Genomic DNA, 24,503 nt, shown 5'->3' on the forward strand with positions numbered 1-24,503 from the left:
ATCTTCCAGTTTGGCAAGCCGGTGGAAAAGGCTGTTTGCGGCTTGGTTTTCCGCGGCTTTCCCAAGCAATTTTCCCCGCCGTCTGAACTGTTCCACAAATAACCTTAAAATTTCATGAAATTCGTGGAAAAGCTTTTTTTTCAACGGCAGGTATGATATAACTAAGTACAGCGCACCGCCGGGGGCGGGCGAAATGAAGGGATAGAAAAGGAACGTGTAAGATGAAAAAGTTTGCTTTATTATGTATCTGCGGGGCAGTGGCCGCCGCTGTTTTGACCGGCTGCTCAGGCAGTGACAAGCTGGCTCAGTATAAGGGAGTAGAAGTTTATGTCGCTTCCAGGGAGGTATCCGAGGGCGAGGTTTACGCCAAGGTTAAGGAGATCATGGACGCCAATCCCAACTACGTTGAGGTGGACCGCCCGGCCAAGGAAGGCGATATTGTCAATATTGATTATGTAGGCACCCAGGACGGCGTGGAGTTTGCAGGGGGAACCGGCGACGGAGTGGATCTGACCCTTGGCTCCAACCGGTTTATCGAGGGCTTTGAGTCCGGTCTGATCGGAACCAAGAAGGGCGACCACAAGGTTCTCAACCTGACCTTCCCGGAGAACTACGGCGAGGCCGCTCTGGCCGGGCAGGCTGTGGAGTTCTCCGTTGATGTGAACGCGGTGAAGGAGAAGCAGGACGCGGTTCTGGACGACGCGTTTGTGCAGCGCGTATCCCCCTTCCAGACTGTGGACGAGTTCATGGCGGATACCAAGGCCGATCTGGAGACTGAAAAGAACCGGCAGATCGATACCCAGAAGCAGCAGGATGTTCTGAGCCTGGTGGTGAACGATTCCGATATGAAGCTGAGCCGCAGCGAGGTTTCCAAGCGCTACAATCAGGAGCTGGACAATTATACCCAGCAGGCCAAGGCCTTCGGCACCACGCTGTCCGGCATGGCCCAGAGCTACGGCACCGACGAGGCTGGCTTTAAGCAGATGATCATGGCTTCCGTAAAGCAGCAGATGAAGACCCAGAAGGTGATCGACACCATCGCGGCTCAGGAGAATCTGGTGCCGGACGACGCGGACCGTCAGGCGTTTGCGGAGATGAACGGCACGGATATCAACACGCTGGTGGATTCCTACGGCGAGGAGACTGTGGCGGAGCTGGTCAAGAACTACAAAGTGATGAAGTTCCTTGCCGACAACGCGGTGGAAAAGACCGCAGGGGCAGAAGAGGGAGCGGCAGGCGAGACCGCGGCAGCGGAGAGCACAGCGGCGGCGGAGACCACCGCGGCAGCCGAGACCACCGCGGCAGCGGAGACCACCGCAGCAGCCGAGACCACCGCAGCAGCCGGAACCGTAGCAGCCGAGACCACCGCGGCAAATGCAACAGCAGCAGAAGAGACGACTCAGGCGCAGACAGAATCGAACGCACAGTAGTGCGAAGTAAAAAAAAGCGTATCTAAAGAAAAAGGAGGATTCTCTCGTGCAGATTTTAAAAGACAGAATACGGAAAGACGGCAAGATCAAGGCCGGAAACGTGCTGAAAGTAGACAGCTTTTTGAACCACCAGATGGACATTCGCCTGTTTGGTGAGATCGGCAAGGAATTCAAACGCCGCTTCGCGGACTCTGAGGTGACCAAGATCCTGACCATCGAGGCGTCCGGCATCGGCATCGCCTGTATTGTCGCCCAGTATTTTGACGTGCCGGTGGTATTTGCCAAGAAAACACAGACCAAGAACATTGCCGGTGAGGTGTACACCACCAAGGTGGAATCCTTTACCCACGGCAGAGTGTACGATATCATCGTATCCAAGGAATTCCTGGGACCCGACGACAAGGTGCTGCTGATCGATGATTTCCTGGCCAACGGCAAGGCCCTGGAGGGGCTGGTGGCCCTGGTCAAGGACTCCGGAGCCAAGCTCGTGGGAGCCGGAATCGTGGTTGAAAAAGGCTTTCAGGTGGGCGGCGATCTGCTGCGCTCCGAGGGAATCCGCCTGGAGTCCCTGGCCATTGTGGAGAGCATGGACGAGGATACCCAGACCATCGTATTCCGCGACGACGAATGATTTGCAGACTGACAACCGGCGCTACTGTACACAGTGACTGAAAATTTGAGGACTGATCGAGTAAGCATGAAGAATCGCAAGGCATTATTTTTTGACGTAGACGGGACGCTGCTGCCCGAGGGCACGCGGCAGATCCCGGAGAGCGCCCGGAACGCGCTTAAGGAAGCGCGTTCCAACGGGCATCTGATCTTTATCAATTCCGGGCGCACCTACTGCAACCTGGATGAAGTAAAACGGCAGATCGAGGCCGACGGATATCTGTGCGGCTGCGGGACCCACATTATTGCCGGGGACCAGGTGATCTACCGTTATTTTATTCCCCACGAGGAGGGGGTCCGCCTGAAACGGGATATCGTGGAGTTCGGCCTGGACGGTGTTCTGGAGGGGGCGGAGAGCTGCTATATGCGCAGCCAGACCTCGCGTTTTCCGGAGATCGAGGGTCTGCGGGCCGACCTGCGGGCAAACGGCGCCCTCTCGCCCCACAACTGGGATGCGGATTACTATGAGTACGACAAGTGCTATCTGGCTTCCGACTGCCTGAGCGATTGCGAAGGCCTGTTTGCGCGGATGAAGCAGATGGATATCATTGACCGCGGGGGCGGTTTCTACGAGTGCGTGCCGTCAGGCCACTCCAAGGCCACGGCCATCGAGCGCGTGCTGGAGTATTACGGGCTTCCCCTGGAATCGGCCTATGTTTTTGGCGACAGCAGCAATGATCTGGCCATGTTCGAGTACGCCAGCAACTGCGTGGTGATGGAGAAGCACAGCCCGGAGCTGGATCCCTTCGCCACGTTTGTGACCAGAAGCGTTGAGGAAGACGGGATCGCCTATGCCATGGAGCAGCTGGGGATCGTCCGCAGCCGGGTGTCTCTGTGATGAAAAAAAGGACTTGGATTATGATCGCCCTGATGTATGCCGCGGTTTTTCTGGCATGCTTCGGGGTTTTACATATTATGGATCAAATTATGGAGCCCGGAGGCCCTGGGATTGTGGAGAGCAGCGGGACGCCGGGGAACGGCAGCCCATCCGAAGCCGTTCCGGCAGAGAGCCGTCCCGTCGCCACCCCGTCTGAGCCTGCGCTGCCTCAGGCGGAGGAGGACTGGAAGCCGGTGGATCACGGGTACGAGGGCTGGAAGCAGCAGATCGCCGGGGCCTGGACGCCCCCGGAGGAAACGCCGGAGCCCTACCGCCCGCCCCGCCTTGTGTTAGCCACGGACCTGCATTACCAGAGCGCGGACGCGGACGACGGGGGAAAGGCATTTCAGGAATTTGTGGAACACAGCGACGGGAAGGTGGTTCGCTACCTGCCGGAGCTTTTGGAGGCGTTTTTAGACGAGGTGATCGCAGAGCGGCCATCGGCCCTGGTGCTCAGCGGAGATATCACCATGAACGGAGAGAAGATCAACCATCAGGAGCTGGCGCAGCGTCTGAAGCGGGTGCAGGACGCCGGGATACAGGTACTGATTATCCCGGGGAATCACGATATCAACAATCACGACGCGTCGGTATTTTTCGGGGATGCCAGAACTCCGGCGGAGACGGTGGATGCCCGTGAATTCTATGAGATTTACCGCGAATACGGATACGATCAGGCGTTCAGCCGGGATGAGAATTCCCTGAGCTATGCGTATGCCCTGGATGAGCGGAACTGGATGCTGATGCTGGATTCCGCCCAGTACGACCCGGTGAACCGGGTGGAGGGGCGGCTTAAGGAGAGCACACTCGCCTGGATGGACGGGATTCTGGCCCAGGCTCAGGAGCAGGGGGTGTTTGTGCTCCCCGTCGCCCACCACAATCTGCTGTACCAGAGCCGCATGTACACGACCCAATGCGCGATGGAGAACAACACAGAGGTGATCGATCTGTTTCAGAAATACCGCCTGCCCCTGTTTTTCAGCGGTCATCTGCACGTCCAGCGCATACGCAAGCACAAGGCGGAGCCGGGGGTGCCGGACGAGGATTACGGCATTCTGGAGATCGTCACGGACGCGCTCAGCATTCCGCCCTGCCAGTACGGCTTTCTGGAATGGAAGGAGGACGGCAGCCTGGAGTACGCCACCCGGGCGGTGGACGTCTCCGCCTGGGCCCGTGCCCACGGCGTGGAAAATGAGGACCTGCTGCATTTCCCGGACTGGTCCTACCAATATATTCAGAAGCTGATCAGCGACCAGATCGGAGGCGTGATCCGGAATCTGGGAGACGATATCATGAAATCCATGTCCGGGGTTTACGCCAGGGTCTACATGGATTACTACGCGGGCCGGAAGATCGATCAGAAGGCGGTGCGCTCCAGCCTGGGGTATCAGTGGTGGGAGCGGAATCTGCCGGACAGCTATCTGCTGCGGGAGATCGAGGCCATGATGGCGGACTCCGACCGGGACAACAACTATTATCTGTGGGAAGGGGAACCGTGAGGCCAAAGGCCGGGCGCTCAGGCCTTGAGGATTTCCCGGATTTTACAGCGAACCAGGTCAAAAGCCACGTCGTTCATCCCGCTGTTGGTGATGATATCCGCAAAGGCGCGCGTGGGTTCCACGTAGAGGCCGTGCATGGGTTTGACGGTGGTCAGGTACTGGTCCACGATATTTTCCACATCACGTCCACGCTCCTTGGTATCCCGCAGGATGCGCCGCAGAATCCGCTCGTCCGCATCCGCGTCCACAAACACCTTGATGTCCAGGAGATCCCGGATCCGTGAGTCGAAGAGTACCAGGATGCCTTCCAAAAGAATGACCCGTCCGGGTTCGATGCGCATGGTTTCTTTGGCGCGATTGTGACGGCTGTAGTCGTAGGTGGGGCATTCGATGGTTTTTCCGGCTTTCAAAAGCTCCAGGTGGCGCAGCAGGAGTTCGGTCTCAAAGGCATCCGGATGGTCGTAGTTGAGCAGTTTGCGCTCCTCGAAGGGCAGCTCGTCGTGGGCGCGGTAATAGTTGTCGTGGTAGATCACGGTGACCTGATCTTTGAACTCATCTTTAAGCCGGTTAGTGAAGGTGGATTTGCCGGAGCCGGTCCCCCCGGCGATGCCGATGATAACAGGCATTCTATGCTTCATTGATAAATTCCCCCGTTTCTGTGAATTGTTTGACGGTATGTCCGTTAATCAGTATACAACAGACGGGGGATTTTTGGTATAGAAGCGGGGGAGAAAAAATTTAAAAAAATTAGCACTCAACCCTTGACAGTGCTAATAATAAGTGTTATATTACAGATAGAACAAAGAAGGAAAGAAACTCACAGATGGTTTCCCTTCCGAGTTTCCAGGAAACGAGTTGGCTGAGCATAGTATGAACGATAAAGGAGCGATGAATTATGTTAATGCCGAGTATTTTTGGAGAGAACTTGTTTGATGATTTTATGGATTTCCCCTTTGGAGGAAAGAAGATCAACACCATGATGAAGACCGATATCCGGGATACGGACAGCAGTTATGAGCTGGACATCGATATGCCTGGTTTTAAGAAAGAGGACATTAAGGCCCAGCTGAAGGACGGATATCTGACCATCAGCGCTTCCACCAGCGCCAACAACGACGAGCAGGACAAGGACGGACGCTATATCCGCCGGGAACGCTATGCGGGCTCCTGCAGCAGAAGCTTCTATGTGGGCGAAGGCGTGAAGGAGGAGGACATCCGGGCGAAGTTTGAGAACGGTATCCTCAAGCTTTCCATCCCCAAGGTGGAGAACAAACCTCAGGTTGAGGAACAGAAGTACATTGCCATTGAAGGCTGACAAAGATTGATGCACTCTCCGCGGGAGGGCCGGCGCGACCAGGCGCCGGCCCTCTTTGCCTTTCCGGGGGGTTTATGGTAGAATAGACCTATCAAGGATCAGGGGAGGCCGGAGTTATGGGAATGAACTTAAAGCAGCGGATAAAGCGTGCGGCGGCGTGGGCGTTAGCGTTCACCATCGCAGTGCCTTTTGTGAGTTTTGGGGCGGCTGCGGCTGCGCAGGAGAGCGCCCGGGAGACTGGCTGGTACGCGCCCAAGGAACACGCCGGAGTCGATTTCTCCCAGATGGAGTACCGGCGGTATGAGCTGGCGGATATGGAGGCGGCCGCGGAAAAACTGGTGCAGGCTGCCGGGACCGAGGACGGGGACCAGCAGGTATTGGAGGCCTACGGGGAGCTGCTGGAGGAGGTGGACCGCATGGGCACCATGTACAGCCTGGCGGATATCGCCTACAGCCGGAATATGGACGATCAGGACGCCGCGGACGAGACGGAGTATATGCGGACCCTATATCCGCAGGGCACCGACCGGGCGGCCGCGGCGATGAAGGAGGCGCTGGACACCTCCTACGGCCCCTTGTTGGAGGAGCAGATGGGTAAGAGAAACGCCCGCTCCCTGCGGTATTATGAGGAAATGGATCCGGTGCTGCAGAAACTGGGGGAGCGGGAGCAGCAGCTGGTGCTGGAGTACGATCAGGCCTCGTCGGCGGAGTACCAGGTGAAGGCCGACGGGGAGGACTGGACGTACGAGCGCCTGGCGCAGGATTTGGAGCCCTACAGCGGCCGGTATTATGAAATTCAAAATGCGCTGGACCGGGAACGGAATAAAACCGTGGGGGAGATCTACCGCCAGCTGGTTCAGGTGCGCCGGGAGATCGCCGAGGAGTGCGGTTATGACAATTATGCGGATTATGCTTATCAGTCCGTGTACGGCCGGGATTTTACAAAGGAGGACGTGGAGCGGATCCGCGCGGATGTGAAGGAGATCATTGTGCCGTTAATCGTGGACTGCTGGTATTCCGGCGTGGATTACGAGGCGCTCTATGAGCTGGAGCCGTCGGACGCGGACGAGATTCTCGACCTGATGGAACCCTATGTGGGGCAGATGAGCGGAGAGCTGGGAGAGGCGTTTTCATATATGCGCAGGCACGGCCTGTATGACATGGAGCGGGCGAAGGAGGGAGAGAACCGCAGCGGAGGCTTTACCACCGACCTGCCGTATTATGGGGATGGCTTTATCTTCCTGACGCTGGAGGGGGATTACGACGATTACCTTGGCGTTTTCCACGAGTTCGGTCATTTTGCGTCCATTTTCGGGGATCCGGCGCCCAGCATGTTCCGGTATGGATATGTGGACGTCAGCGAAATCGACTCCCAGGGGCTGCAGATGCTGCTGATGCATTACGCGGACGAGATGTTCGGGGACGTGGGGCGCGCCGTCGAGAAGGAAGCGGTGTCGGACCTGCTGGACTCCATTATCACCGGGGCCATGATGGATGAATTCGAGACGGCGGTGTACGCGGATCCGGATATGCCGCTGGACGAGATGAACCGCCTGTTCGCGTCCATCGCGGAGGATTACGGCGGCCTGTACTTTGATTATGACGGGGAAAATTGTTACGGCTGGGACATGGTTCCGCATATTTACCACAGCCCTCTCTACTATATCAGTTACGGAACCTCGGCGTTTCCGGCGCTCCGGCTGTGGATCGAGTCCGACACGGACTGGGAGGGAACCCTGGACCGCTATATGACGCTGTCGGCTACGGGAAGCAGCGAGCCTTACCGGAAAGCGCTGCGGGAATGCGAAATTGGAGATATTTTCCAAGCAGACGCGCTGCCTGATCTGGACCGGGAGATTCGGGAACGGCTGGATCTGCCCGGGGCGGAGACGAAGCGCGAGGCAGAGAAGGGAGAAACCGGAATTGGCGCGGCTCTGGACGGAAATGAGTTGAAACCGGTGGTCATGCTGTTTTTAGGCGTGGCGGGCGCGATTGCGGTGCTGCAGCTGATGGTGCTTTGCACGGGATTTGTGATTATTTGGTTGTTGGTGAAAGATCGAAAACAGTAGACAAAAAAGAAGTGCCGGTCCGGGAGGGCGGCACTTCTTTTTTGTCCGCCAGTCATGGGCGAATTCTGACGGATGGAATCGGCTGCCGGTTTTGCCTGCGGGCCGGCGACGGGCGCGTTAGGCGGCCCGCGCCGTTTCTGCCGGAACGCAGGGGGAAACCGGATTGCGGCAATAAATCTACGGCTCGGTCCCGGCCAGAGACTCCGCGTAGTAGGCCAGCATCAGATCGACCATGCGGCCGTAGCTCTTGACGCCGTCGGTCTGGTTTTGCATCTTTAAGTAGGTGTCGTTCATGCGGGTGGAGGCCTCGGCAACCTTTCCGTCGAAATGGTTCCAGTAAGCATTATTGTAGGCCAGGTCTACCACGGCTTCCGGGGGAAGCTTTTGGTGGAGCCTTATGTAGGCATCCATGTCCGCCTTTGCCAGCGCGTTGCCGGCGTAGACCCAGCCGGTGAGGTAGCCGCTGTAGCGGAACTCCGGATCGTCGGAGCCGATGCAGGCCATGTAGCCGATGAAGTTGGCCTCGTCCTCCCGCATGAAACCCTTGAGGTGGCTCAGCTCGTGGCAGATGGTGTGTGGGATGTTGTAGCGGGGCATCTCCCGGTTATAGTTGGCCTCCACGGTAAAGGGTGAGTAGATGCCGCAGAGCTGCTGCACGGAGAGAATGCGGGACACCAGCAGGGCCTTGGGACGGGGATAAAATCCGTCCAGGTCCGGGAACAGCTCTCCCAGATGTTCCATGGCCTGCCGGCCGGAAGCGCCGTAGCGGTTTAAGCCGCTCAGGGTGGGCGCGGGGGTGGCGTTTGTCTGCCCTTCATAGGGGGACAAGGCGTCCAGGTCGTCCTTGGCGGCGCACACCTGATCCACCAGGTAGCTGCACAGGGTGTAGAGTTCTTCGGTGGAGGACTTGCGGATCGTGAGGCCGCTGCCCGCGGAAAAGGGCTTGCGGTAATAGTTGATCCCGCAGTTCACTGTGAACACGAAGGCCAGGGCCGAGGCGATGAGAAACGCGCCGGACAGGAGCTTTGCAGGGCGGCGGAAATTGCGGATCAGGCAGAATAGACAGAACAGAATCAGGGCATAGAGGCCGATTTCCACCACGGAAAATGGGAACAGGCCCGTCAGGCGCCCCAGGGTGCCCACGATCAGGGGATAAACGGTGACCGCGTACCACTGGGCGAAGCCGGTGAACTTCCGGGCGGCCAGCTGGAGCAGAGCGGCTGCGAGCAGCAGAGTTCCCCCCGCCGTCCAGGGGGACAGGCGGAGAAATCTGCGCCGGTTTGAAGTATTTGGGGAGTGTGGTAAATGCATGGTATACGCCTTCTTTTGCAGTTTGAGTTATCAACATTCTATGAAAATTCATTGTAAAACATGAGGACAACCTGAAAATTGTCAGTAAAAATGCTGAAATCCCTCCCTATATTATAGAAAATTATGTTAGAACAGTCAAGAAAATCAACTGTAAAAAAACGGAAAATAATAATCCGGGTGCCGCCTTCCGGCTAGGGGACCAGAGACAGCAGGCGGTTTAAGCAGGCGCAGAGCAGCAGGCCGGCCAGGGTGGGCAGCCAGACGGCTGCAGCCGTCCAGAGGAGGGAGCCGGTCTCCCGGCGGATGGTACGGCAGGTGGTGAGGCAGGGCCAGTGGAACACGCAGAGGGTCATGAGGCAGAGGGCGGTGCGCCAGGTCCAGCCCTGAAGGGCCAGGAACTGGCTGAGGGAAGCGGCGGAAGTCACGGAGCCTGCCTGGAGGTAGATCATCAGGATCAGGGGAAACACGGCCTCATTGGCTGGAAGTCCGATCAGAAAAGCGGCCAGGATTGCGCCGTCCAGCCCCATGAGGTCGCCGGCGGGGGCCAGGAGCCGGATCAGGGCGTCCAACAGGCTGGGAATCCGGCCGGCCGGAGCCGTGAACGTAAACCACCCCCCGGACGGTCCCGGACAATAGAGGCGGGCTGAGATCCAGATGAGCATCCCGGCTGGAAGGGCCACGGCGGCCATGCGGCCCAGCACAAGCAGCACGCGGCTGAACAGGGCCCCCAGGATTACCCGGCCGAAACGGGGCCGCCGGTATTCCGGCAGCTCCAGGATGAAAGCCGGGGACCGGTTTCCCGAAAGGGCGCGGGAGAGAAGGCGGGAGAGCCCCAGATTCACGCCAAGGGCGGCCAGAAAGGCGCCTGTGAGGATTAGCGCCCGGGTTAGCCCGCCTGTCAGCCCGGAAGCCGGAAACCCGGCAAAAAACAGAAGCGCCAGGGCGGCAAGCAGGGGAAACTTTCCGCTGCAGGGGATGAGGGAACAGGTGAGGATGGCGGTCAGGCGGTGTCCGTAGGAGACGATCGCACGGGAGCTAAGCACCCCGGCGGCGGAGCAGCCAAGTCCCACCGCCATGGACATGCACTGCCTGCCGCAGGCCCGGCAGCGTTCCAGACAGCGGTCCATGGCAAAGGCGGCCCTGGGCAGCAGGCCGGTTTCCCCGGCCAGCGCCAGCAGCGGGAAAAAGACCGCCATGGGGGGCAGCATATATGGCAGAGTCCAGGCCAGGGGAAGGCCGATTCCGCGCACCAGGCAGGAGATGAGCCACTCCGGCGCGTCCAACCAGGAGAGAAACGCGGCAAATGGAACGCCAAGGCGTGTCATACCCTGCTGGAGAAGGGCGGCCAGAGGGGCTGAGACGGCCATGGTGGTCCAGAACAGGGCGAGCATCAGGAACAGGAAAAACAGCTTTCCGTACAGGGGATCCGTGACCACCCGGTCAAAGGGGAGAACGGCAGCCGGGGACTTGCGGCGGCGTCCGCAGCAGGCGTCCGCCAGGCGCTTGGGCGAGAAGTCCAGGCATTCGTAGCGGAAGCGGCTGCGCGGGGCTGTGGTGCAGGCGTGGTGGATTGCTGTTTTCACATCGTCCAGGTCCTCACGGCAGCGGGCGCAGCAGGGAACCACGGGGATTTGGAGCACATCGGACAGGAGGTCTAAGTCGATGGAGACGCAGCGTTTGCGGGCCTCGTCCCAGAGGTTTAAGCAGAGCACCACCGGCAGGCCCGTCTGCCGCACCCGTTCCAGGCGGAGAATGCGGTCCAGATAAGACAGCCCCCGCTCCAGGGCGGAAGCCCTGCACACCACCAACACAGCGTCCGCCAGGCCGGAGCGCAGAAAATCCCGGGTCAGGGTCTCCCATCCGCTCCCCGCGGACAGACTGTCCGAGCCGGGAATATCTGCCATCAGATAGGTGCAGCCGCTGTACATAAAGGAACCCACCGCCGGCTCCACGGTGGTGCCGGACCAGTTCCCGGTGGGCGTGCTCCGGCCGGTCAGTCCGTTGAAAATGGTGGTCTTGCCCGTGTTGGGGCAGCCGGTCAATGCGATCAGTGTGCGTCCGTCTTTCATGCTAACCTCCATCCTGCCCGCCGCCGTGGGAGGTGGACAGTGAAACCGCCGAAAACAGCAGAGACGCTGCTCCGGCGGAAGAACCTTATAATCTAAATATGCGGCCCGGAAGGGGAAAGTGCCTGGGCATACGGGAACGGCGGTATTTCTCAGGGAGGAGTGGGATGACACCGGGGAAGGGCCGTGGTATTGTGCGGACATTTGACGAGGGATTTAGGAGTCTGGTGGTTACTGTTCACAGGCAATATCCCGCGAGGCGTTTTTTGTGAGTGGAGCGCAGCGGAAGTCACAGAAAACCCAAGGATAGCAGTGCGAAACGGCGTTTTTTGCCGTTTCTGTGCATCGCGAAGCGTGTTACTGGGAACGGAGTGTACAGTAACGTCTGGTGCGAATACATACCGAAACATTTGGCGAAGTCTTTCACGAGCCTGGAGTTTATGGTAAAATGGGGAGCGACAGACACAATGGAAGGCGGAATGGGATTATGAAAAAAACAATCGGCATACTGGCCCACGTGGATGGGGGCAAGACCACATTTTCCGAGCAGCTTCTGTACCACGCAGGGGCCATCCGCACCCCAGGGCGAGTGGACAGCCGGGACACGGTGATGGACGCAAACCCCATCGAGCGGGAGCGGGGAATCACCATATTCGCGGATCAGGGCTATTTTGAGTACAACCAAAACACCTACTACCTGCTGGATACGCCGGGACACGTGGACTTCAGCGCGGAGACGGAGCGGGCGGTGATGGCCCTGGACTACGCGGTTCTGCTTCTGGACGGTACCGGCGGAGTCCCGGCCCACACGGTCACACTGTTTAAACTGCTGGAGCGCTACCGGGTGCCGGTTTTCTTTTTCATCAATAAAATGGACCTGGAGGGCGCGGATGCCGTCCGCGCCATGGAAGCTGTCCGCAGCCGCCTCACGGAGGACGCCGTGCTGATCGGCGGCCCTGAGGAGCTTGGCATGGAGGGAGCGCTGGCCGAGTTTGTGGCCGAGCGGGACGAGGAGGTCCTGGAGGCCTATCTGGAGGGAAAACTGACCGGGGAAATGGGCCTGGAAATGCTGCAGAACCTGATCCGGCAGCGCCGGGCGTTTATCGCCATGGCCGGTTCTGCGCTGAGGGACAGCGGAATCGGGGAGTTCTGGCAGGTGTTCGACCGCCTGACCGCAACGGACTACCGGCCCCGGGAAACATTTTCCGGCCTGGTCTACAAGGTGCGCCGGGATGCCGGAGGGCGCAGGATCACCTTTATCAAGGTGGAACAGGGGACGCTTCGGACACGGGATGAATTCCAGTTTATGGGAAATGATGGGGAGCCGGTGCGGGAGAAGGTAAACCAGATATTCTGCTGCTTTGGGGCCAGATACGGGGCCATGGAGCAGGCTGAGGCAGGAGACCTTGCGGCGGTGACCGGGCTTTCGGTTCCGGTCTGCGGACAGCGGATCAGCCTGGAGGGCGGGGCGTCTGCGGCGGAGCAGGTAGATTTCCAGATGGTACCCGCCCTGGAAGCCCGGGCGCTGGCCGGGAAGGGAACGGACAATCACCGGCTGCTGGAGATTTTGAGGATTCTGGAGGATGAGAACCCGCAGATGGCGGTGAACTGCCGCAGGATGCCGGGCGGCGAGGAACAGATCTGCGTACGCATCATGGGCGTGATCCAGCTGGAGGTGTTAAAACGCCTGATTCAGGACCGGTTTGACGTGGAGGTGGAATTTGCGCCGCCCCAGGTGCTCTATCAGGAGACGGTCGCAGCGCCGGTGGCGGGTTACGGGCATTATGAGCCGCTGCGCCATTACGCGGAGGTCAATCTGCTGCTGGAGCCCGGGCCGCGGGGGAGCGGGATTACTTTTGAGAGCCGCTGCCATGTGGACGTGCTTTCCGTAAATTATCAGAATCTGGTGCGCACCCACGTGTTTGAGCGGACGCATCGGGGGATTCTCACCGGCTCGCCTCTCACCGACGTCCGGGTGGTTCTGACCAATGGGCGGTCCCATTTAAAACACACGGAGGGCGGGGATTTCCGGGAGGCCACCTACCGGGCCATCCGCCAGGGGCTGGAGAAGGCGGAAAATCTGCTGCTGGAGCCCTGGTACCGGTTTGAGATCAGCGCCCCGGCGGAATACCTGGGCCGGATTCTCTCGGATATCCGAAAGCGGTTCGGGCAGGCCCAGCCGCCGGAGCAGTGCGGGGACGTGGTAATTGTCCGGGGCCGCGGTCCGGTGGCTTCCTTTATGGATTACAGGGTGGAGCTGGCCTCGGCCACCCGGGGCAGCGCGTCCATTTCCGCCGTCAGCGCGGGCTATGATATATGCCACAATCCTGAGGAAGTGATCCGGCAGACCGGATACGACAAGGGCGCGGACACGGAGCACACCTCGGCCTCGGTGTTCTGCTCCCACGGCGCGGGATTTACCGTAAACTGGGACGAGGCGGAGTCTTATATGCACTGCCTGAAAGGGTAAACTGCGGTTGAAATCGGGCCGGGGTTTTAGTATAATCGAATCAGGAAAAGGAAACAGCTTACGCTCTTTGTGCCGGAACGGAGGAGAGATGGAAGCCGAAGAGCAATTCAAGCAACTGGATCTGAGCAATGCGTTCCTGTTTTCACTGGCCTTCAGCGACCCTGAGGCCTGCGCCCTGGTGCTGCAGGTGATTCTGCAGAAGCCGGTGTACAAGGTGATGGTGCAGCCGGAAAAGAGCATCCTTTACAGCAAAGAGTTCCGCAGCGTCAGGCTGGACGTGTACGCCCGGGACAGCATGGAGGCGGAGTACGATCTGGAGATGCAGAATGAGGACCAGGGGAATCTGCCGCTGCGCAGCCGGTTCTACCAGGCGGAGATGGACGCGGCGGCCTTGAAGCCGGGGGAGGATTTCAAGCGTCTGAGGCCCAGTTACGTGATTTTTATCTGCGCCTTTGATCCCTTTGGCGAGGGGTACTACCGCTACACCTTTGAAAACCGCTGCCTGGAGACCGGCAAGCCTCTGGGGGACGGGACGCGCAAGATCTTTTTGAACACCAGGGGGACCCGCCCGGAGGGCGTGCCGAAGGAGCTGATCCATTTTTTGCAGTACCTGGAGAACTCCACCGACGAGTTCGTGCAGAGCACGCAGGACGAGACCGTGGCAAAGCTTCATAAGAGAGTTACATGGCTGAAGGAAGACCGGAGATGGGAGGCGAAATATATGACATTTGAAGAGATGCTGCAGCGGAAGATGGACGACGGGCTGCGGCAGGGGATTCAAAAGGGGATTGCCAAGGGCATCACCGAGGGCATCGCCCTGACCAAGCGCGTGCTGCGTCTGAACGCCCAGGGCATGAGCGCCGCTGAGATTTCCGCCCAGTGCGGCATCTCCCAGGCGGAGGTTGCCGATATCCTGAACATGAACGAATAAAACATCATACAATTCCGGCCGGCGGCCTTCTGATCCGCCGGCCACTCTGTCAGGCTTTGGCCTGATCTGATTTTCAAGAACAATTCTGACAAATATCCAACACACAATCAGGCACCAATGAGCTGTCTGCGTCCTTTTCCTGTCCGAGCTACGCCGGAAAGTAATATATTGACCGGGGCTGTGATATCGATTATACTTATTTTAATGCGGTTTTTTGACACATAATAACAGAGAACAAAGGAGATAACATTCATGGGGTTTCAGGACGATTACGTGATGCGCACCATCAGCGACCTGGTAAAGGCCATCGCACGCCTGTTTCTGGGAAAAGATAATGTGGACTACGACCTTCCCACAAACAAGGCGGACGACACGGAGATGGACAGCCGGTTCCGCCGTCTGACCGCTCTGGCGGAGGAAGGCAATATCAACGAGGCGGAGAACCTGCTCTTTGAGGAGGTGGACCCGGCTGACAAGAAGTATCTGGAAATGGCGCTGGCCTTCTATATGTATCTGAACGAGTTTGACGACGATTTCCTGTACACCAATAACTATTCCAGGGAAGAGATCGTGGACGGCATCAACGCCATCAGCGCGGAGTTCGGAATCACCGGCTTCGAACATTTCGTGGATACGACCATGGTGTGACGCGTATGGATGAGAGAAATTTCACGGAAACGCACACAGACTGCGCCGCTTATCTGGGCGAATACTACCGGGAGCTGTTTTTCGGCAACGTAAACAAGCGTTACCGGGCCATGACTGCGGCGGACATGAAGCGGCGGGTGAGCCGTTTAAACCAGGCCTGCCTGGACGCGGTGGAGAAGGCCAACGAGCTGAACGATATCCACGCCATGCTGGCCAAGTCCTGCTCCTACCTTATGCGGCGGGAGAACAACGTAAAGCCCGGTCCTCAGAAGGAGGAGTGGGAGGACCAGTACGGGAAAATGCTGGAATTCTGCGACCTTTTAGCCAGGAAGGACCTGGAATTCACGCCGGGCCTGTCCATGGACGCCCTGGAGAACGTGCTGCGGATGCAGGGCATCCGCCGTTATCTCCTGTCCAATTCCCTGGAGCGGGCCTACGAGCTGTTCTACGTGCCCAAGACCATCCAGAAGGGCATAAAAGAGGCCATCCAGCAGAAGCCTGAGCTGGAATATCCCGGCGCAAGGGAGATGAAGCGCAGGTTTATTCTCCACATCGGCCCCACCAACAGCGGCAAGACCCACGACGCCCTGGAGCGCTTAAAGCAGTGCGCCCACGGGGCTTATTTCGGGCCCCTGCGCCTGCTGGCCCTGGAGGTCTACGACCGGCTGAACACGGAGGGGCTGGCCTGCTCCATGATCACCGGTGAGGAGACGCTGGAGATTCCCGGCGCCCTCTGTCAGGCCTGTACAGTGGAAATGTTAAATGATCACGAGTATTTCGACATCGCGGTGGTGGACGAATGCCAGATGATCGCGGACCCCTACCGGGGCCACAACTGGACCAGAGCCATTCTGGGGCTGCGGGCGGAGGAAATCCACCTGTGCATGGCCCCCGAGGCAGAGGATATCGTGGTGCAGATGATCCGCCGCTGCGGGGATCAGTTCAAGATCATCCGCCACAAGCGCAACACCCGCCTGACCCTTCGGGAGGAGCCCTACGTGCTGGGACGGGATTTGAAAAAGGGGGACGCCCTCATCGTGTTCTCCAAAAAGTCCGTGCTGGCCCTGGCCGCCCACCTGGAGAATCAGGGCGTGCACTGCAGCGTGATCTACGGGAATCTGCCCCCCGCCACAAGACGGGAGCAGGTGCGCCGTTTCCTGGCCAAGGAGACCGAGGTGGTGGTCAGCACCGACGCCATCGGCATGGGGTTAAACCTGCCCATCCGGCGGATCGTGTTTGTGGAGACCCGCAAGTTCGACGGGGTGAACAAGCGCACCCTGAACCCGGAGGAGATCAAACAGATCGCAGGCCGGGCCGGGCGCTACGGCCTCTACGACGAGGGCTTTGTGGCCGCCGTGGACGATGTGGATGTGATCGCGGACGGATTGAGCCGCCTGCCCCTGCCGATCATGAAGGCCTACGTTGGCTTCCCGGAACAGCTCTTAAGCCTCCCTGCGCAGATTGACACCCTGGTGAAGATCTGGGCCGGAATGGACACGCCCTCCATTTACGTGAAAATGGAGGTGGACGAGCTGCTGGCCCTGTACCAGAACTTCGTGGACGTGCACTACGACGACATGGAGGAGTTCCCAAAGCCGGAGATCTACAAGCTCATCACCTGCGCCATCGATATTGACAACAAACTGGTTATGGATTTGTGGCGGGATTACTGCCGGGATTACCGGGAGGTGGGGGAGCTGGAATTCCCCTACAGCCCGGGGGGCGACCTCTACGATCTGGAGAGTTATTACAAGATGCTGGACCTCTACTTCCAATTCTCCCGAAAGGTAGGGCTTCCCGTCCAGGCGGAGAACCTGGCAAAGGAACGCCACGAGACGGAGGAGGAGATCAGCCGGATTTTAAAAACCGAGTGCGGCAGCTATACCCGCAAATGCTCCTTCTGCGGCAAGGAGCTGTCCTGGGACTACCCCTTCTCCATCTGCGAGCGCTGTTTTGAGCGGGGCAGATCCGGCAGGGGCAGAGGGCACGGCGGCGGCCGGCCCGGAGGCAGCGGCAGCGGCGGTTCGTCTTCCCGCCACAGCCGTTCCAGACGTGGAAACGGCTACGGCCAGAAGCGGGATAACGGGGGAAAGACGGCAAAAGCGAAGAACGCTGCGGCCCAGTGACAAAGGTCTGCGGCCGTCTCCAAACAATGATGGAAAACGTATGAAAAAGCAAGGCAACGATCCGCGACCCCGGCCATTTCCGGCAGAGCAGCGGATGACAGCCCACAATGAGACAAACGGAGGAAGAAAATGGACAATCGACGCATCATTCAGGTAGAAGAAAAGGTACCCTTTAATCTTCTGGTACCGCTGAGCTTACAGCACATGTTCGCCATGTTCGGCGCATCCGTGCTGGTGCCTTCCATATTTCATATCAGCCCGGCCATCGTGCTGTTTATGAATGGAATCGGCACCCTGCTCTTCATTTTCGTGACAAAGGGCAAGGCTCCCGCCTACCTGGGTTCCAGCTTTGCATTCCTGGCTCCGGCCGGCGTGGTTATCGCAAACTTCGGCTACGAGTACGCTCTGGGCGGTTTCGTGGCAGTGGGCTTCTGCGGATGTATTCTGGCGTATATTGTATACAAGTTTGGCACCGACTGGATCGACGTGGTTCTTCCCCCTGCGGCCATGGGCCCGGTGGTGGCGCTGATCGGTCTGGAGCTCTCCGGCTCCGCTGCCTCCAACGCGGGGCTTCTGGATCCGGTGATCAACCCCAAGAACGTGATCGTATTTCTGGTCACCCTGGGAACCGCTGTGTTCGGCTCCATCCTGTTCCGCAAATTCCTGTCCGTTATCCCCATCCTGATCGCCGTTGTGGCCGGATATGTGGCGGCGGTGGCCTGCGGTATCGTGGATTTCAGCCAGGTGGCGGCGGCTCCCATTTTCGCCCTGCCCAATTTCACCACCCCCAAGTTTAACCTCAACGCCATCATGATGATCCTTCCGGTGCTCTTAGTAATCACCTCCGAGCACATCGGCCACCAGGTGGTGACCAGCAAGATCGTGGGCCGCGATCTGTTGAAGGACCCGGGATTGCACCGCTCCCTGTTCGGCGATAACTTCTCCACCATGATTTCCGGCCTGATCGGCTCCGTGCCCACCACCACCTATGGCGAAAACATCGGCGTTATGGCGGTGACCCGGGTGTACAGCGTGCGCGTGATCGGCGGGGCGGCTGTGCTGTCCATCGCCTGCTCCTTTATCGGCAAGCTCTCCACCCTGATCCAGACCATTCCCGGGCCGGTGATCGGCGGAATCTCCTTCCTGCTCTATGGCATGATCGGCACCTCCGGCCTGCGCATCCTGGTGGACGCCCAGGTGGACTACAGCAAAAACCGCAATCAGGCCCTGACCAGCGTCATTTTCGTGGCAGGCCTGTCGGGAATCGCCCTTAAGATCGGCAGCATCCAGCTCACCGGCATGGTGCTGGCCTGTGTGGTGGGAATGGTGATGAGCCTGGTGATCTATCTTCTGGACCGGGCGCACCTGACCAATGACCAGGATTGATAAAATGCGTTTTTTCATAAACAGGGCTCATATCGTAACAGTTCAGACGGCTCATCTTCTTGACCGAAAAAGACCGGTCAAGAAGCATCGGATGTCCATCCGATGTGAAAATTGACACAAAAACCCGCTTACAAGCGAGCTTGACGCGGCTTTCCGCGCCAATTTTCCCGCCGTCTGAACTGTTACCTCATATCAGATATAACAAATAAGCCATTGACAGAAGCCCCGAAATCTGCAATAATTATCCATAACTTGAACAATAAACCGATGAAGCGGAGATCAAACCGTAGGGAGCATTTCCAGAGAGCGGGGGAAGGTGGAAGCCCCGTAATAAGCCGGACGGCAAATGGACCGCTGAGGGTGAGGGGAAAGGCAGGCTTTTAAGGCCGCGCCGATTATCCGAGACGCAGGCCCGCGTTACAGGCCGGGCATGTGACAGCATGTTTGTGAATTGCGATCCGATAAGGTGGCATAGCAGGGATATGAGAGATGAACCTGCCCTTTCGACAGTGAGAGGGCAGGTTTTTTAGATGCACCGGGCGGCACTGCCGGCGGGCCGGGGTACCCCGGAGCCCCGCGCTGCGATCGCCGACATAAGCCGGAGGCCCGAGCTGCATTCCGCCGGCGTACCTCGGAGACCCGCGCAACAATCCGTCAGTGTATTCCAAAGGCCGCGCCGCCCGCACTCAGCGCACCTCAGGGTTCGGCGCCCTTACATCCGCCGCCAGATAATCGCATCTCAGGGAACAGGAATGGCCGGGCCGCCCGCGCCGCCCGCCCAACCTGCGCCAAAAGAAAGGGGAATTAGAATGTCCAAAACATTTTTAATGGGAAATGAAGCCATCGGCCTCGGCGCCATCCGCGCCGGCGTCCAGGTGGTATCCGGCTATCCCGGAACGCCGTCCACGGAGATTTTAGAGACCGTGGCAAAGCACAATCCGGGCGACGTCTACGTGGAGTGGTCGGTCAACGAGAAAGCCGGCATGGAGGTGGCCGCCGCGGCTGCCTACGCCGGAGCCAGAACCATGGTGACCATGAAGCAGGTGGGCTTAAACGTGGCCGCGGACCCGCTGATGAGTCTGACCTACGTGGGAGTGAAGGGCGGTATGGTGGTGGTTGTAGCCGACGATCCCGGCCCCATTTCCTCCCAGACCGAGCAGGACACCCGCCATTTCGGTCAGTTTTCCAAGCTGCCGGTGTTCGATCCAAGCTCGCCCGAGGAGGCCTACGAGATGATCGGGGACGCCTTCGACTATTCAGAAAAATACCACACCCCGGTGCTGTTTCGCCCCACCACCCGGGTCTGCCACGGCTGTGCCAGCGTGGAGGTGAAGGAGCGGATTAAACGTCCGAAGCCCGAGGGCTTCATCAAGGATTCCGGTAAATGGGTCATCTTCCCCCGCCTCTCCAACGCCAACCACCGGATGATCGAGCAGCGCCTGCCGGTGATCGGCGAGGATTTAAGCGCCTATCGCTTCAATTACCTGCACATGGAGGAGGGAACCGGCTGTACCAGGGGCGTGATCACCCACGGAATCAACTACGAGTCCGTAATGGAGGCGTTAAAGGGCTACAAAGGCGTCCGCGTGCTCAAGGTGGCTACCCCCAACCCCATGCCCGAGTCCCTTTTGCTCAAGTTCGTGGACGGCCTTAAGGAGGTTCTGGCCGTTGAGGAGCTGGACCCGGTGCTGGAGACGGAGCTTCTGGTCCTGTGCGGCAGACACCACCTGCCCGTGAACGTAAAGGGAAAGCTCACCGGAAATGTACAGCCTGCCGGCGAGAACAGCGTGGAGTCCGTCCGGGCCGCTCTGGAGTCCTGGCTGGGCGATCCTTACATAGAATACCTGCACAGCCTGGAAGGCGATGAGCCGGAAGCCCCGTCCCTTCCGGTGCCGCCCCTTCCCATCCGCCCGCCGGTGCTCTGCGCCGGATGTCCCCACCGTGCGTCCTTCTACGCGGTCAAGCGGGCCGTGGAGTCCCTGAACGAGGGGAGAGAGGGCGATCCCGTCGAGGGCGTCTACTGCGGCGACATCGGCTGCTACACTCTGGGCAACGCCAAACCTCTGGACATGGTGGACACCTGCCTGTGTATGGGCGCCGGAATCACCATGGCCCAGGGACTCTCCCGGGTGGAGCCGGACAAACGCTACTTCTCCTTTGTGGGAGACTCCACCTTTTTCGCCTCGGGAATCACCGGCATCGTAAACGCGGTGTACAACCAGGCCAACCTGACCGTCTGCGTGCTGGACAATTCCACCACGGCTATGACCGGCCACCAGCCCCACCCCGGCACCGGCCACACCATGATGGGCCAGGTGGTGGATAAAGTGAGCATTGAAAAGGTGCTGGAGGCCGTGGGCGTGACCAAGATCGTCACCGTGGCCCCCCTGGACCTGGAGCTGGCGGTGAATACGGTGAAGGATGTCTCCGGCCTGGACGGCGTCAAGGCGGTGATCTTCAAATCCCCCTGTATTGCCGTTGTAAAGCCCACGAAGCGCTGCCGGATCGACCCGGACCGCTGCGTCCACTGCCGGACCTGTATCACGGAAATCGGCTGCCCGGCCCTGGTGCTGGACGACGGCCAGGTAAAGATCGAGTCCGGGCTCTGTACCGGCTGCGGCCTGTGCGGCAGAATCTGCTCCGTAGGCGCCATAGAAGAGGAGGTGCGGTGATGACGAAAAATGTATTACTCTGCGGCGTAGGCGGCCAGGGAACCGTGCTGGCGTCCCGCCTGATCGCCCTGGCGGCCATGGAAAAGGGAATGGAAGCCAGAGGCGCGGAAACCATCGGCATGGCCCAGCGCGGCGGCAGCGTGGTCAGCCACGTGCGGATTGGCCAGGATATTTACTCCCCCATGATTCCCCACCGGGGAGCGGACGTGCTGATCTGCTTTGAGCCCGCGGAGGCAGTCCGCTGCCTTCCCTACCTGAAAACAGACGGCTGCGCCATCGTGTGCCCCACGCCCATCCGCCCGGTCACCGCGTCCCTCTCGGGCGGCGGCTACACCGGCGGCGAGATGATGGAGTATCTGGAGAAAACGGTAAAGAACCTGGTAGTGGTGGACGGAACCGCCATCTGTGAGGAATGCGGCTCCCCCAAGGTGCTGAACGTGGTGCTGCTGGGCGCGGCCGTGGCCAGCGGTCTGACCGGTCTGACTATGGAAGAGATGGAGCAGGCCGTGGAGAAACGCGTTCCGGAGAAATTTAAGGAAATGAACTTAAAGGCCCTGAAGCTGGGCGCCCTGGCCTACGGGCGCAGCCGGTAAATCGTAAGACCAAAGCGGAAGAGAGAAAGAGGACCAAACCCATGAAAATGAAAGAATCCCAGTTCCTTCTGATCAAGGAACAGCTGAAAAAGCTTACCTCAAAGGAATGTTTTTACAAGCAGAAGCTGGAAGGGGTCAACGTTGACCAGATTCAGTCCCAGGAGGACTTCGAGAAGCTCCCATTTACCTGGAAGGGCGACCTGCGGGAGGCCTATCCCCTGGGCCTGATGACCGAACCCGAGGAGAAGATCGTGCGCATTCACTCCTCGTCCGGCACCACCGGCACCCCGGTGATTATTCCCTACACCCAGCAGGACGTGGACGACTGGGCCTTTATGTTCAAGCGCTGCTACGAGATGGCCGGAATCACCAACATGGACCGCATCCAGATCACCCCCGGATACGGCCTGTGGACCGCTGGCATCGGTTTCCAGCTGGGCGCGGAGCGCCTGGGGGCCATGACGGTTCCCATGGGGCCGGGAAATACGGACAAACAGCTGCGGATGATGATGGACATGAAATCCACGGTGCTCTGCGCCACCTCCTCCTACGCCCTGCTGCTGGCCGAGGAGATCGCGAAGCGAGGGATCGGGGATAAGATATGCCTGAGAAAGGGCGTGATCGGCTCCGAGCGCTGGGGCGACAAGATGCGCCAGCGCATCGCCAATGAGCTGGGCGTGGACCTGTACGACATCTACGGCCTCACCGAGGTGTACGGCCCCGGCATCGCCATCAACTGCCAGGCCCAGGGAGCCATGCACTACTGGGATGATTACATCTATCTGGAGATCGTGGACCCCAAGACCGGCGAAGTCCTGCCCGACGGCGAGGTGGGCGAGATCGTGATCACCACCCTGCGCAAGCAGGGTGCGCCGCTGATCCGCTACCGCACCCACGACCTGTCCCGGATCGTGCCCGGAGACTGCCCCTGCGGCTCCCCCTTCCCGCGCATCGACACCCTGATCGGCCGCACGGACGACATGGTGAAGGTAAAGGGCGTGAACATCTTCCCCAGCCAGATCGAGGAGCTGCTCACCGTGATCAAAGGGGCTTCCAGCGAGTATCAGGTCATGGTGGACCACCTCATGGGCAAGGACGTGCTGACCCTGTTTGTGGAGATCGAGCCCGGCGTCAACCGCTACGCCCTGGAGATCGAGATTCAGACCCAGTTCAAGGGCCGCATCGGCCTGACCCCGGTGGTCAAGCTGGTGGATATGGGAGAGCTGCCCAGAAGCGAGAAAAAATCCACGCGGGTGTTCGACAACCGGTATTAATGGAAAATACTGGGAAAATACCCTGGCGTATACAACAAAAAGGACCTGCCGGACAAATTCCCCGGCGGGTCCTTTGAAGTAAAAAGGAGAGCGTTTGCGAAGATCTGTTTCAACATGCCCTTAGGAACTCAACTTCACCAGGATTTCCGCCGCGTTGGCGGCCCTGAGGGCGATAACCGAGTCCCGAACCTGGTAGGCGGACATGCAGCGGTCCGGCCCCTTGATCACGCAGGTGACCGGTTCCTGGGGAGCGAAGCCCAGATCGGTGAGCCGCCTGGCTGTGTCCGGCTCGCTGGCGATCCAGACCACCTGGGCCTGTTCCCCCGCATTCAGCTGGCTCAGAGGAACTACCATAGAAATCCCCCGATCACGAGAAACCTTACCATATACTATGCAGAATTCCCGAAAATGCCACCGGCGGCGCACGTCCTCCTACAACCTCACCTTCACCTTATCCCCCATATCCAACGTATGTTCCGTCACCCGGCAGTCAAACGCCAGCACCGTAACCCCCGCGTCCCGTGCATTTTTCAGCGCCTCCCCAAAGGCCGGGTGCGTGACATCATTGGGCCGGAACTCCCTCACACCTTTCATCTGAATCACAAACAGCGCATAAGCCGCATATCCCTCCCCCACGGCCCGGGCCAGCCCATTTAAGTGTTTGATCCCCCGCTCCGTGGGGGCGTCCGGGAACATGGCCACGCCGTTTTCCTCCAGGGTCACGCCCTTGACCTCCATAAAAGCAGGCGTCACAGTCCGATCCCCTGATTCCAGCTCAAAGGCCAGGTCGAACCGGGAATCCCCGTGCACCACCTCCCGCCGCAGATTCCGGATGCGCCCTCGTCCTTCCGGCAGCAAAAACGCAGCCCCCTGTTCCGACTGAACCCACTCAAAGGCCACACGGTTGGGCGCCTGGGAGTCCATGTTGATCAGGGTGTCCCCCTTATACACGCCGATCAGGTCGTAAGCGGTTTTCCGCTTTCCCTCCGCCGCCTCGGGGTGGTATTCCAGAAACACCCTGGCGCCGGGCAGCAGCAGCTCCCGGCACCGCCCGGTATTCTTCACATGGCTGACCACCGTCTCTCCGTTCACCTTCACATGGGCGATAAAGCGGTTGGGGCGGCTCTCAAAGATCCCCTCTACAATTCCCACATACTCCATTTCCAT

Annotated in this window: 19 protein-coding genes; 14 read left to right on the forward strand and 5 right to left on the reverse strand. The window is 59.2% G+C overall.

Annotated elements, in window-relative coordinates; genetic code table 11:
- The first annotated feature begins 221 nt into the window (after positions 1-221).
- The 4 genes from tig to ACK2JC_RS16915 all read left to right on the forward strand — a co-directional run bounded on the left by tig (position 222) and on the right by ACK2JC_RS16915 (position 4,475).
- Positions 222-1,430: a trigger factor gene (tig, locus tag ACK2JC_RS16900; RefSeq protein WP_320937157.1), complete on the forward strand. Its 1,209-nt coding sequence runs from the start codon at positions 222-224 to the stop codon at positions 1,428-1,430.
- Between the two features lie 46 nt (positions 1,431-1,476).
- A complete protein-coding gene (locus tag ACK2JC_RS16905; protein WP_024737745.1) occupies positions 1,477-2,061 on the forward strand; it encodes a xanthine phosphoribosyltransferase in 585 nt (194 codons plus the stop codon).
- A gap of 66 nt (positions 2,062-2,127) precedes the next feature.
- Entirely contained in the window at positions 2,128-2,937 is an 810-nt protein-coding gene (locus ACK2JC_RS16910; protein ID WP_368271314.1) for an HAD family hydrolase, read from the forward strand.
- Positions 2,937-4,475, forward strand: a complete 1,539-nt coding sequence (locus ACK2JC_RS16915; RefSeq protein ID WP_320937156.1) for a metallophosphoesterase — start codon at positions 2,937-2,939, stop codon at positions 4,473-4,475. Before ACK2JC_RS16910 ends, ACK2JC_RS16915 begins: the two co-directional genes overlap by 1 nt.
- A gap of 17 nt (positions 4,476-4,492) precedes the next feature.
- On the opposite strand, the gene udk is transcribed toward ACK2JC_RS16915, so the two are convergent.
- On the reverse strand, positions 4,493-5,113 hold the full coding sequence (gene udk, locus ACK2JC_RS16920; RefSeq protein WP_092363794.1) for a uridine kinase: 621 nt from the start codon (positions 5,111-5,113) through the stop codon (positions 4,493-4,495).
- Between the two features lie 257 nt (positions 5,114-5,370).
- Between udk and ACK2JC_RS16925 the strand changes: the two genes are divergently transcribed.
- Both ACK2JC_RS16925 and ACK2JC_RS16930 read left to right on the forward strand, forming a co-directional pair.
- On the forward strand, positions 5,371-5,790 hold the full coding sequence (locus ACK2JC_RS16925) for an Hsp20/alpha crystallin family protein (RefSeq protein WP_092363797.1): 420 nt from the start codon (positions 5,371-5,373) through the stop codon (positions 5,788-5,790).
- A 116-nt stretch (positions 5,791-5,906) separates the two neighbouring features.
- On the forward strand, positions 5,907-7,859 hold the full coding sequence (locus ACK2JC_RS16930) for a hypothetical protein (RefSeq protein ID WP_320937155.1): 1,953 nt from the start codon (positions 5,907-5,909) through the stop codon (positions 7,857-7,859).
- A 177-nt stretch (positions 7,860-8,036) separates the two neighbouring features.
- Here the strand turns inward: ACK2JC_RS16930 and ACK2JC_RS16935 are convergent, their stop codons facing one another.
- Together ACK2JC_RS16935 and ACK2JC_RS16940 are read right to left on the reverse strand one after the other, a co-directional pair.
- A complete protein-coding gene (locus ACK2JC_RS16935) occupies positions 8,037-9,170 on the reverse strand; it encodes a DUF3810 domain-containing protein (protein ID WP_320937154.1) in 1,134 nt (377 codons plus the stop codon).
- 191 nt (positions 9,171-9,361) lie between these two features.
- A complete protein-coding gene (locus tag ACK2JC_RS16940; RefSeq protein ID WP_368271317.1) occupies positions 9,362-11,239 on the reverse strand; it encodes a FeoB small GTPase domain-containing protein in 1,878 nt (625 codons plus the stop codon).
- 484 nt (positions 11,240-11,723) lie between these two features.
- On the opposite strand from ACK2JC_RS16940, the gene ACK2JC_RS16945 reads away from it, so the two are divergent.
- The 8 genes from ACK2JC_RS16945 (at position 11,724) to ACK2JC_RS16980 (ending at position 23,336) form a co-directional block, all read left to right on the forward strand.
- Positions 11,724-13,706 (forward strand): translation factor GTPase family protein, encoded by a 1,983-nt coding sequence (locus ACK2JC_RS16945; protein WP_320937152.1) that lies wholly within the window; start codon positions 11,724-11,726, stop codon positions 13,704-13,706.
- A gap of 88 nt (positions 13,707-13,794) precedes the next feature.
- On the forward strand, positions 13,795-14,637 hold the full coding sequence (locus ACK2JC_RS16950) for an Rpn family recombination-promoting nuclease/putative transposase (RefSeq protein WP_107434179.1): 843 nt from the start codon (positions 13,795-13,797) through the stop codon (positions 14,635-14,637).
- A 252-nt stretch (positions 14,638-14,889) separates the two neighbouring features.
- The gene (locus ACK2JC_RS16955) at positions 14,890-15,285 is read left to right on the forward strand and encodes a DUF6483 family protein (protein ID WP_320937151.1); all 396 of its coding nucleotides are present in this window, start codon (positions 14,890-14,892) and stop codon (positions 15,283-15,285) included.
- Positions 15,286-15,290: 5 nt separating this feature from the next.
- Positions 15,291-17,411 carry a helicase-related protein gene (locus ACK2JC_RS16960; RefSeq protein WP_320937150.1) on the forward strand — a complete coding sequence of 707 codons (2,121 nt, stop codon included), beginning with the start codon at positions 15,291-15,293 and terminating at the stop codon, positions 17,409-17,411.
- Between the two features lie 129 nt (positions 17,412-17,540).
- Complete coding sequence (uraA, locus tag ACK2JC_RS16965; protein WP_007706169.1) at positions 17,541-18,797, forward strand: uracil permease; 1,257 nt, start codon at positions 17,541-17,543, stop codon at positions 18,795-18,797.
- Positions 18,798-19,606: 809 nt separating this feature from the next.
- On the forward strand, positions 19,607-21,469 hold the full coding sequence (iorA, locus tag ACK2JC_RS16970; protein ID WP_368271318.1) for an indolepyruvate ferredoxin oxidoreductase subunit alpha: 1,863 nt from the start codon (positions 19,607-19,609) through the stop codon (positions 21,467-21,469).
- On the forward strand, positions 21,469-22,062 hold the full coding sequence (locus ACK2JC_RS16975; RefSeq protein ID WP_092363827.1) for an indolepyruvate oxidoreductase subunit beta: 594 nt from the start codon (positions 21,469-21,471) through the stop codon (positions 22,060-22,062). The genes iorA and ACK2JC_RS16975 overlap by 1 nt, the downstream gene beginning before the upstream one ends.
- Before the next feature lie 41 nt (positions 22,063-22,103).
- On the forward strand, positions 22,104-23,336 hold the full coding sequence (locus ACK2JC_RS16980; protein ID WP_118756294.1) for a phenylacetate--CoA ligase family protein: 1,233 nt from the start codon (positions 22,104-22,106) through the stop codon (positions 23,334-23,336).
- A 120-nt stretch (positions 23,337-23,456) separates the two neighbouring features.
- Here ACK2JC_RS16980 and ACK2JC_RS16985 read toward each other — a convergent pair whose 3' ends face one another.
- Both ACK2JC_RS16985 and sfsA read right to left on the reverse strand, forming a co-directional pair.
- Positions 23,457-23,690: a ferrous iron transport protein A gene (locus ACK2JC_RS16985; protein WP_092363833.1), complete on the reverse strand. Its 234-nt coding sequence runs from the start codon at positions 23,688-23,690 to the stop codon at positions 23,457-23,459.
- A gap of 78 nt (positions 23,691-23,768) precedes the next feature.
- Positions 23,769-24,497 carry a DNA/RNA nuclease SfsA gene (gene sfsA, locus ACK2JC_RS16990; RefSeq protein WP_320937200.1) on the reverse strand — a complete coding sequence of 243 codons (729 nt, stop codon included), beginning with the start codon at positions 24,495-24,497 and terminating at the stop codon, positions 23,769-23,771.
- Positions 24,498-24,503 lie beyond the last annotated feature (6 nt).

It is taken from the genome of Enterocloster lavalensis, assembly GCF_046603895.1.
Lineage (GTDB): Bacteria > Bacillota > Clostridia > Lachnospirales > Lachnospiraceae > Enterocloster > Enterocloster lavalensis.

What these genes read in the sequence shown, in the direction of transcription:
- tig (WP_320937157.1), top strand. Translation starts at nt 222, where the DNA reads ATGAAAAAGTTTGCTTTATTATGTATCTGCGGGGCAGTGGCCGCCGCT.
- ACK2JC_RS16910 (WP_368271314.1), top strand. Translation starts at nt 2,128, where the DNA reads ATGAAGAATCGCAAGGCATTATTTTTTGACGTAGACGGGACGCTGCTG.
- ACK2JC_RS16915 (WP_320937156.1), top strand. Translation starts at nt 2,937, where the DNA reads ATGAAAAAAAGGACTTGGATTATGATCGCCCTGATGTATGCCGCGGTT.
- udk (WP_092363794.1), bottom strand. Translation starts at nt 5,113, where the DNA reads ATGAAGCATAGAATGCCTGTTATCATCGGCATCGCCGGGGGGACCGGC.
- ACK2JC_RS16925 (WP_092363797.1), top strand. Translation starts at nt 5,371, where the DNA reads ATGTTAATGCCGAGTATTTTTGGAGAGAACTTGTTTGATGATTTTATG.
- ACK2JC_RS16930 (WP_320937155.1), top strand. Translation starts at nt 5,907, where the DNA reads ATGGGAATGAACTTAAAGCAGCGGATAAAGCGTGCGGCGGCGTGGGCG.
- ACK2JC_RS16935 (WP_320937154.1), bottom strand. Translation starts at nt 9,170, where the DNA reads ATGCATTTACCACACTCCCCAAATACTTCAAACCGGCGCAGATTTCTC.
- ACK2JC_RS16940 (WP_368271317.1), bottom strand. Translation starts at nt 11,239, where the DNA reads ATGAAAGACGGACGCACACTGATCGCATTGACCGGCTGCCCCAACACG.
- ACK2JC_RS16945 (WP_320937152.1), top strand. Translation starts at nt 11,724, where the DNA reads ATGAAAAAAACAATCGGCATACTGGCCCACGTGGATGGGGGCAAGACC.
- ACK2JC_RS16950 (WP_107434179.1), top strand. Translation starts at nt 13,795, where the DNA reads ATGGAAGCCGAAGAGCAATTCAAGCAACTGGATCTGAGCAATGCGTTC.
- ACK2JC_RS16955 (WP_320937151.1), top strand. Translation starts at nt 14,890, where the DNA reads ATGGGGTTTCAGGACGATTACGTGATGCGCACCATCAGCGACCTGGTA.
- ACK2JC_RS16960 (WP_320937150.1), top strand. Translation starts at nt 15,291, where the DNA reads ATGGATGAGAGAAATTTCACGGAAACGCACACAGACTGCGCCGCTTAT.
- uraA (WP_007706169.1), top strand. Translation starts at nt 17,541, where the DNA reads ATGGACAATCGACGCATCATTCAGGTAGAAGAAAAGGTACCCTTTAAT.
- iorA (WP_368271318.1), top strand. Translation starts at nt 19,607, where the DNA reads ATGTCCAAAACATTTTTAATGGGAAATGAAGCCATCGGCCTCGGCGCC.
- ACK2JC_RS16975 (WP_092363827.1), top strand. Translation starts at nt 21,469, where the DNA reads ATGACGAAAAATGTATTACTCTGCGGCGTAGGCGGCCAGGGAACCGTG.
- ACK2JC_RS16980 (WP_118756294.1), top strand. Translation starts at nt 22,104, where the DNA reads ATGAAAATGAAAGAATCCCAGTTCCTTCTGATCAAGGAACAGCTGAAA.
- ACK2JC_RS16985 (WP_092363833.1), bottom strand. Translation starts at nt 23,690, where the DNA reads ATGGTAGTTCCTCTGAGCCAGCTGAATGCGGGGGAACAGGCCCAGGTG.
- sfsA (WP_320937200.1), bottom strand. Translation starts at nt 24,497, where the DNA reads ATGGAGTATGTGGGAATTGTAGAGGGGATCTTTGAGAGCCGCCCCAAC.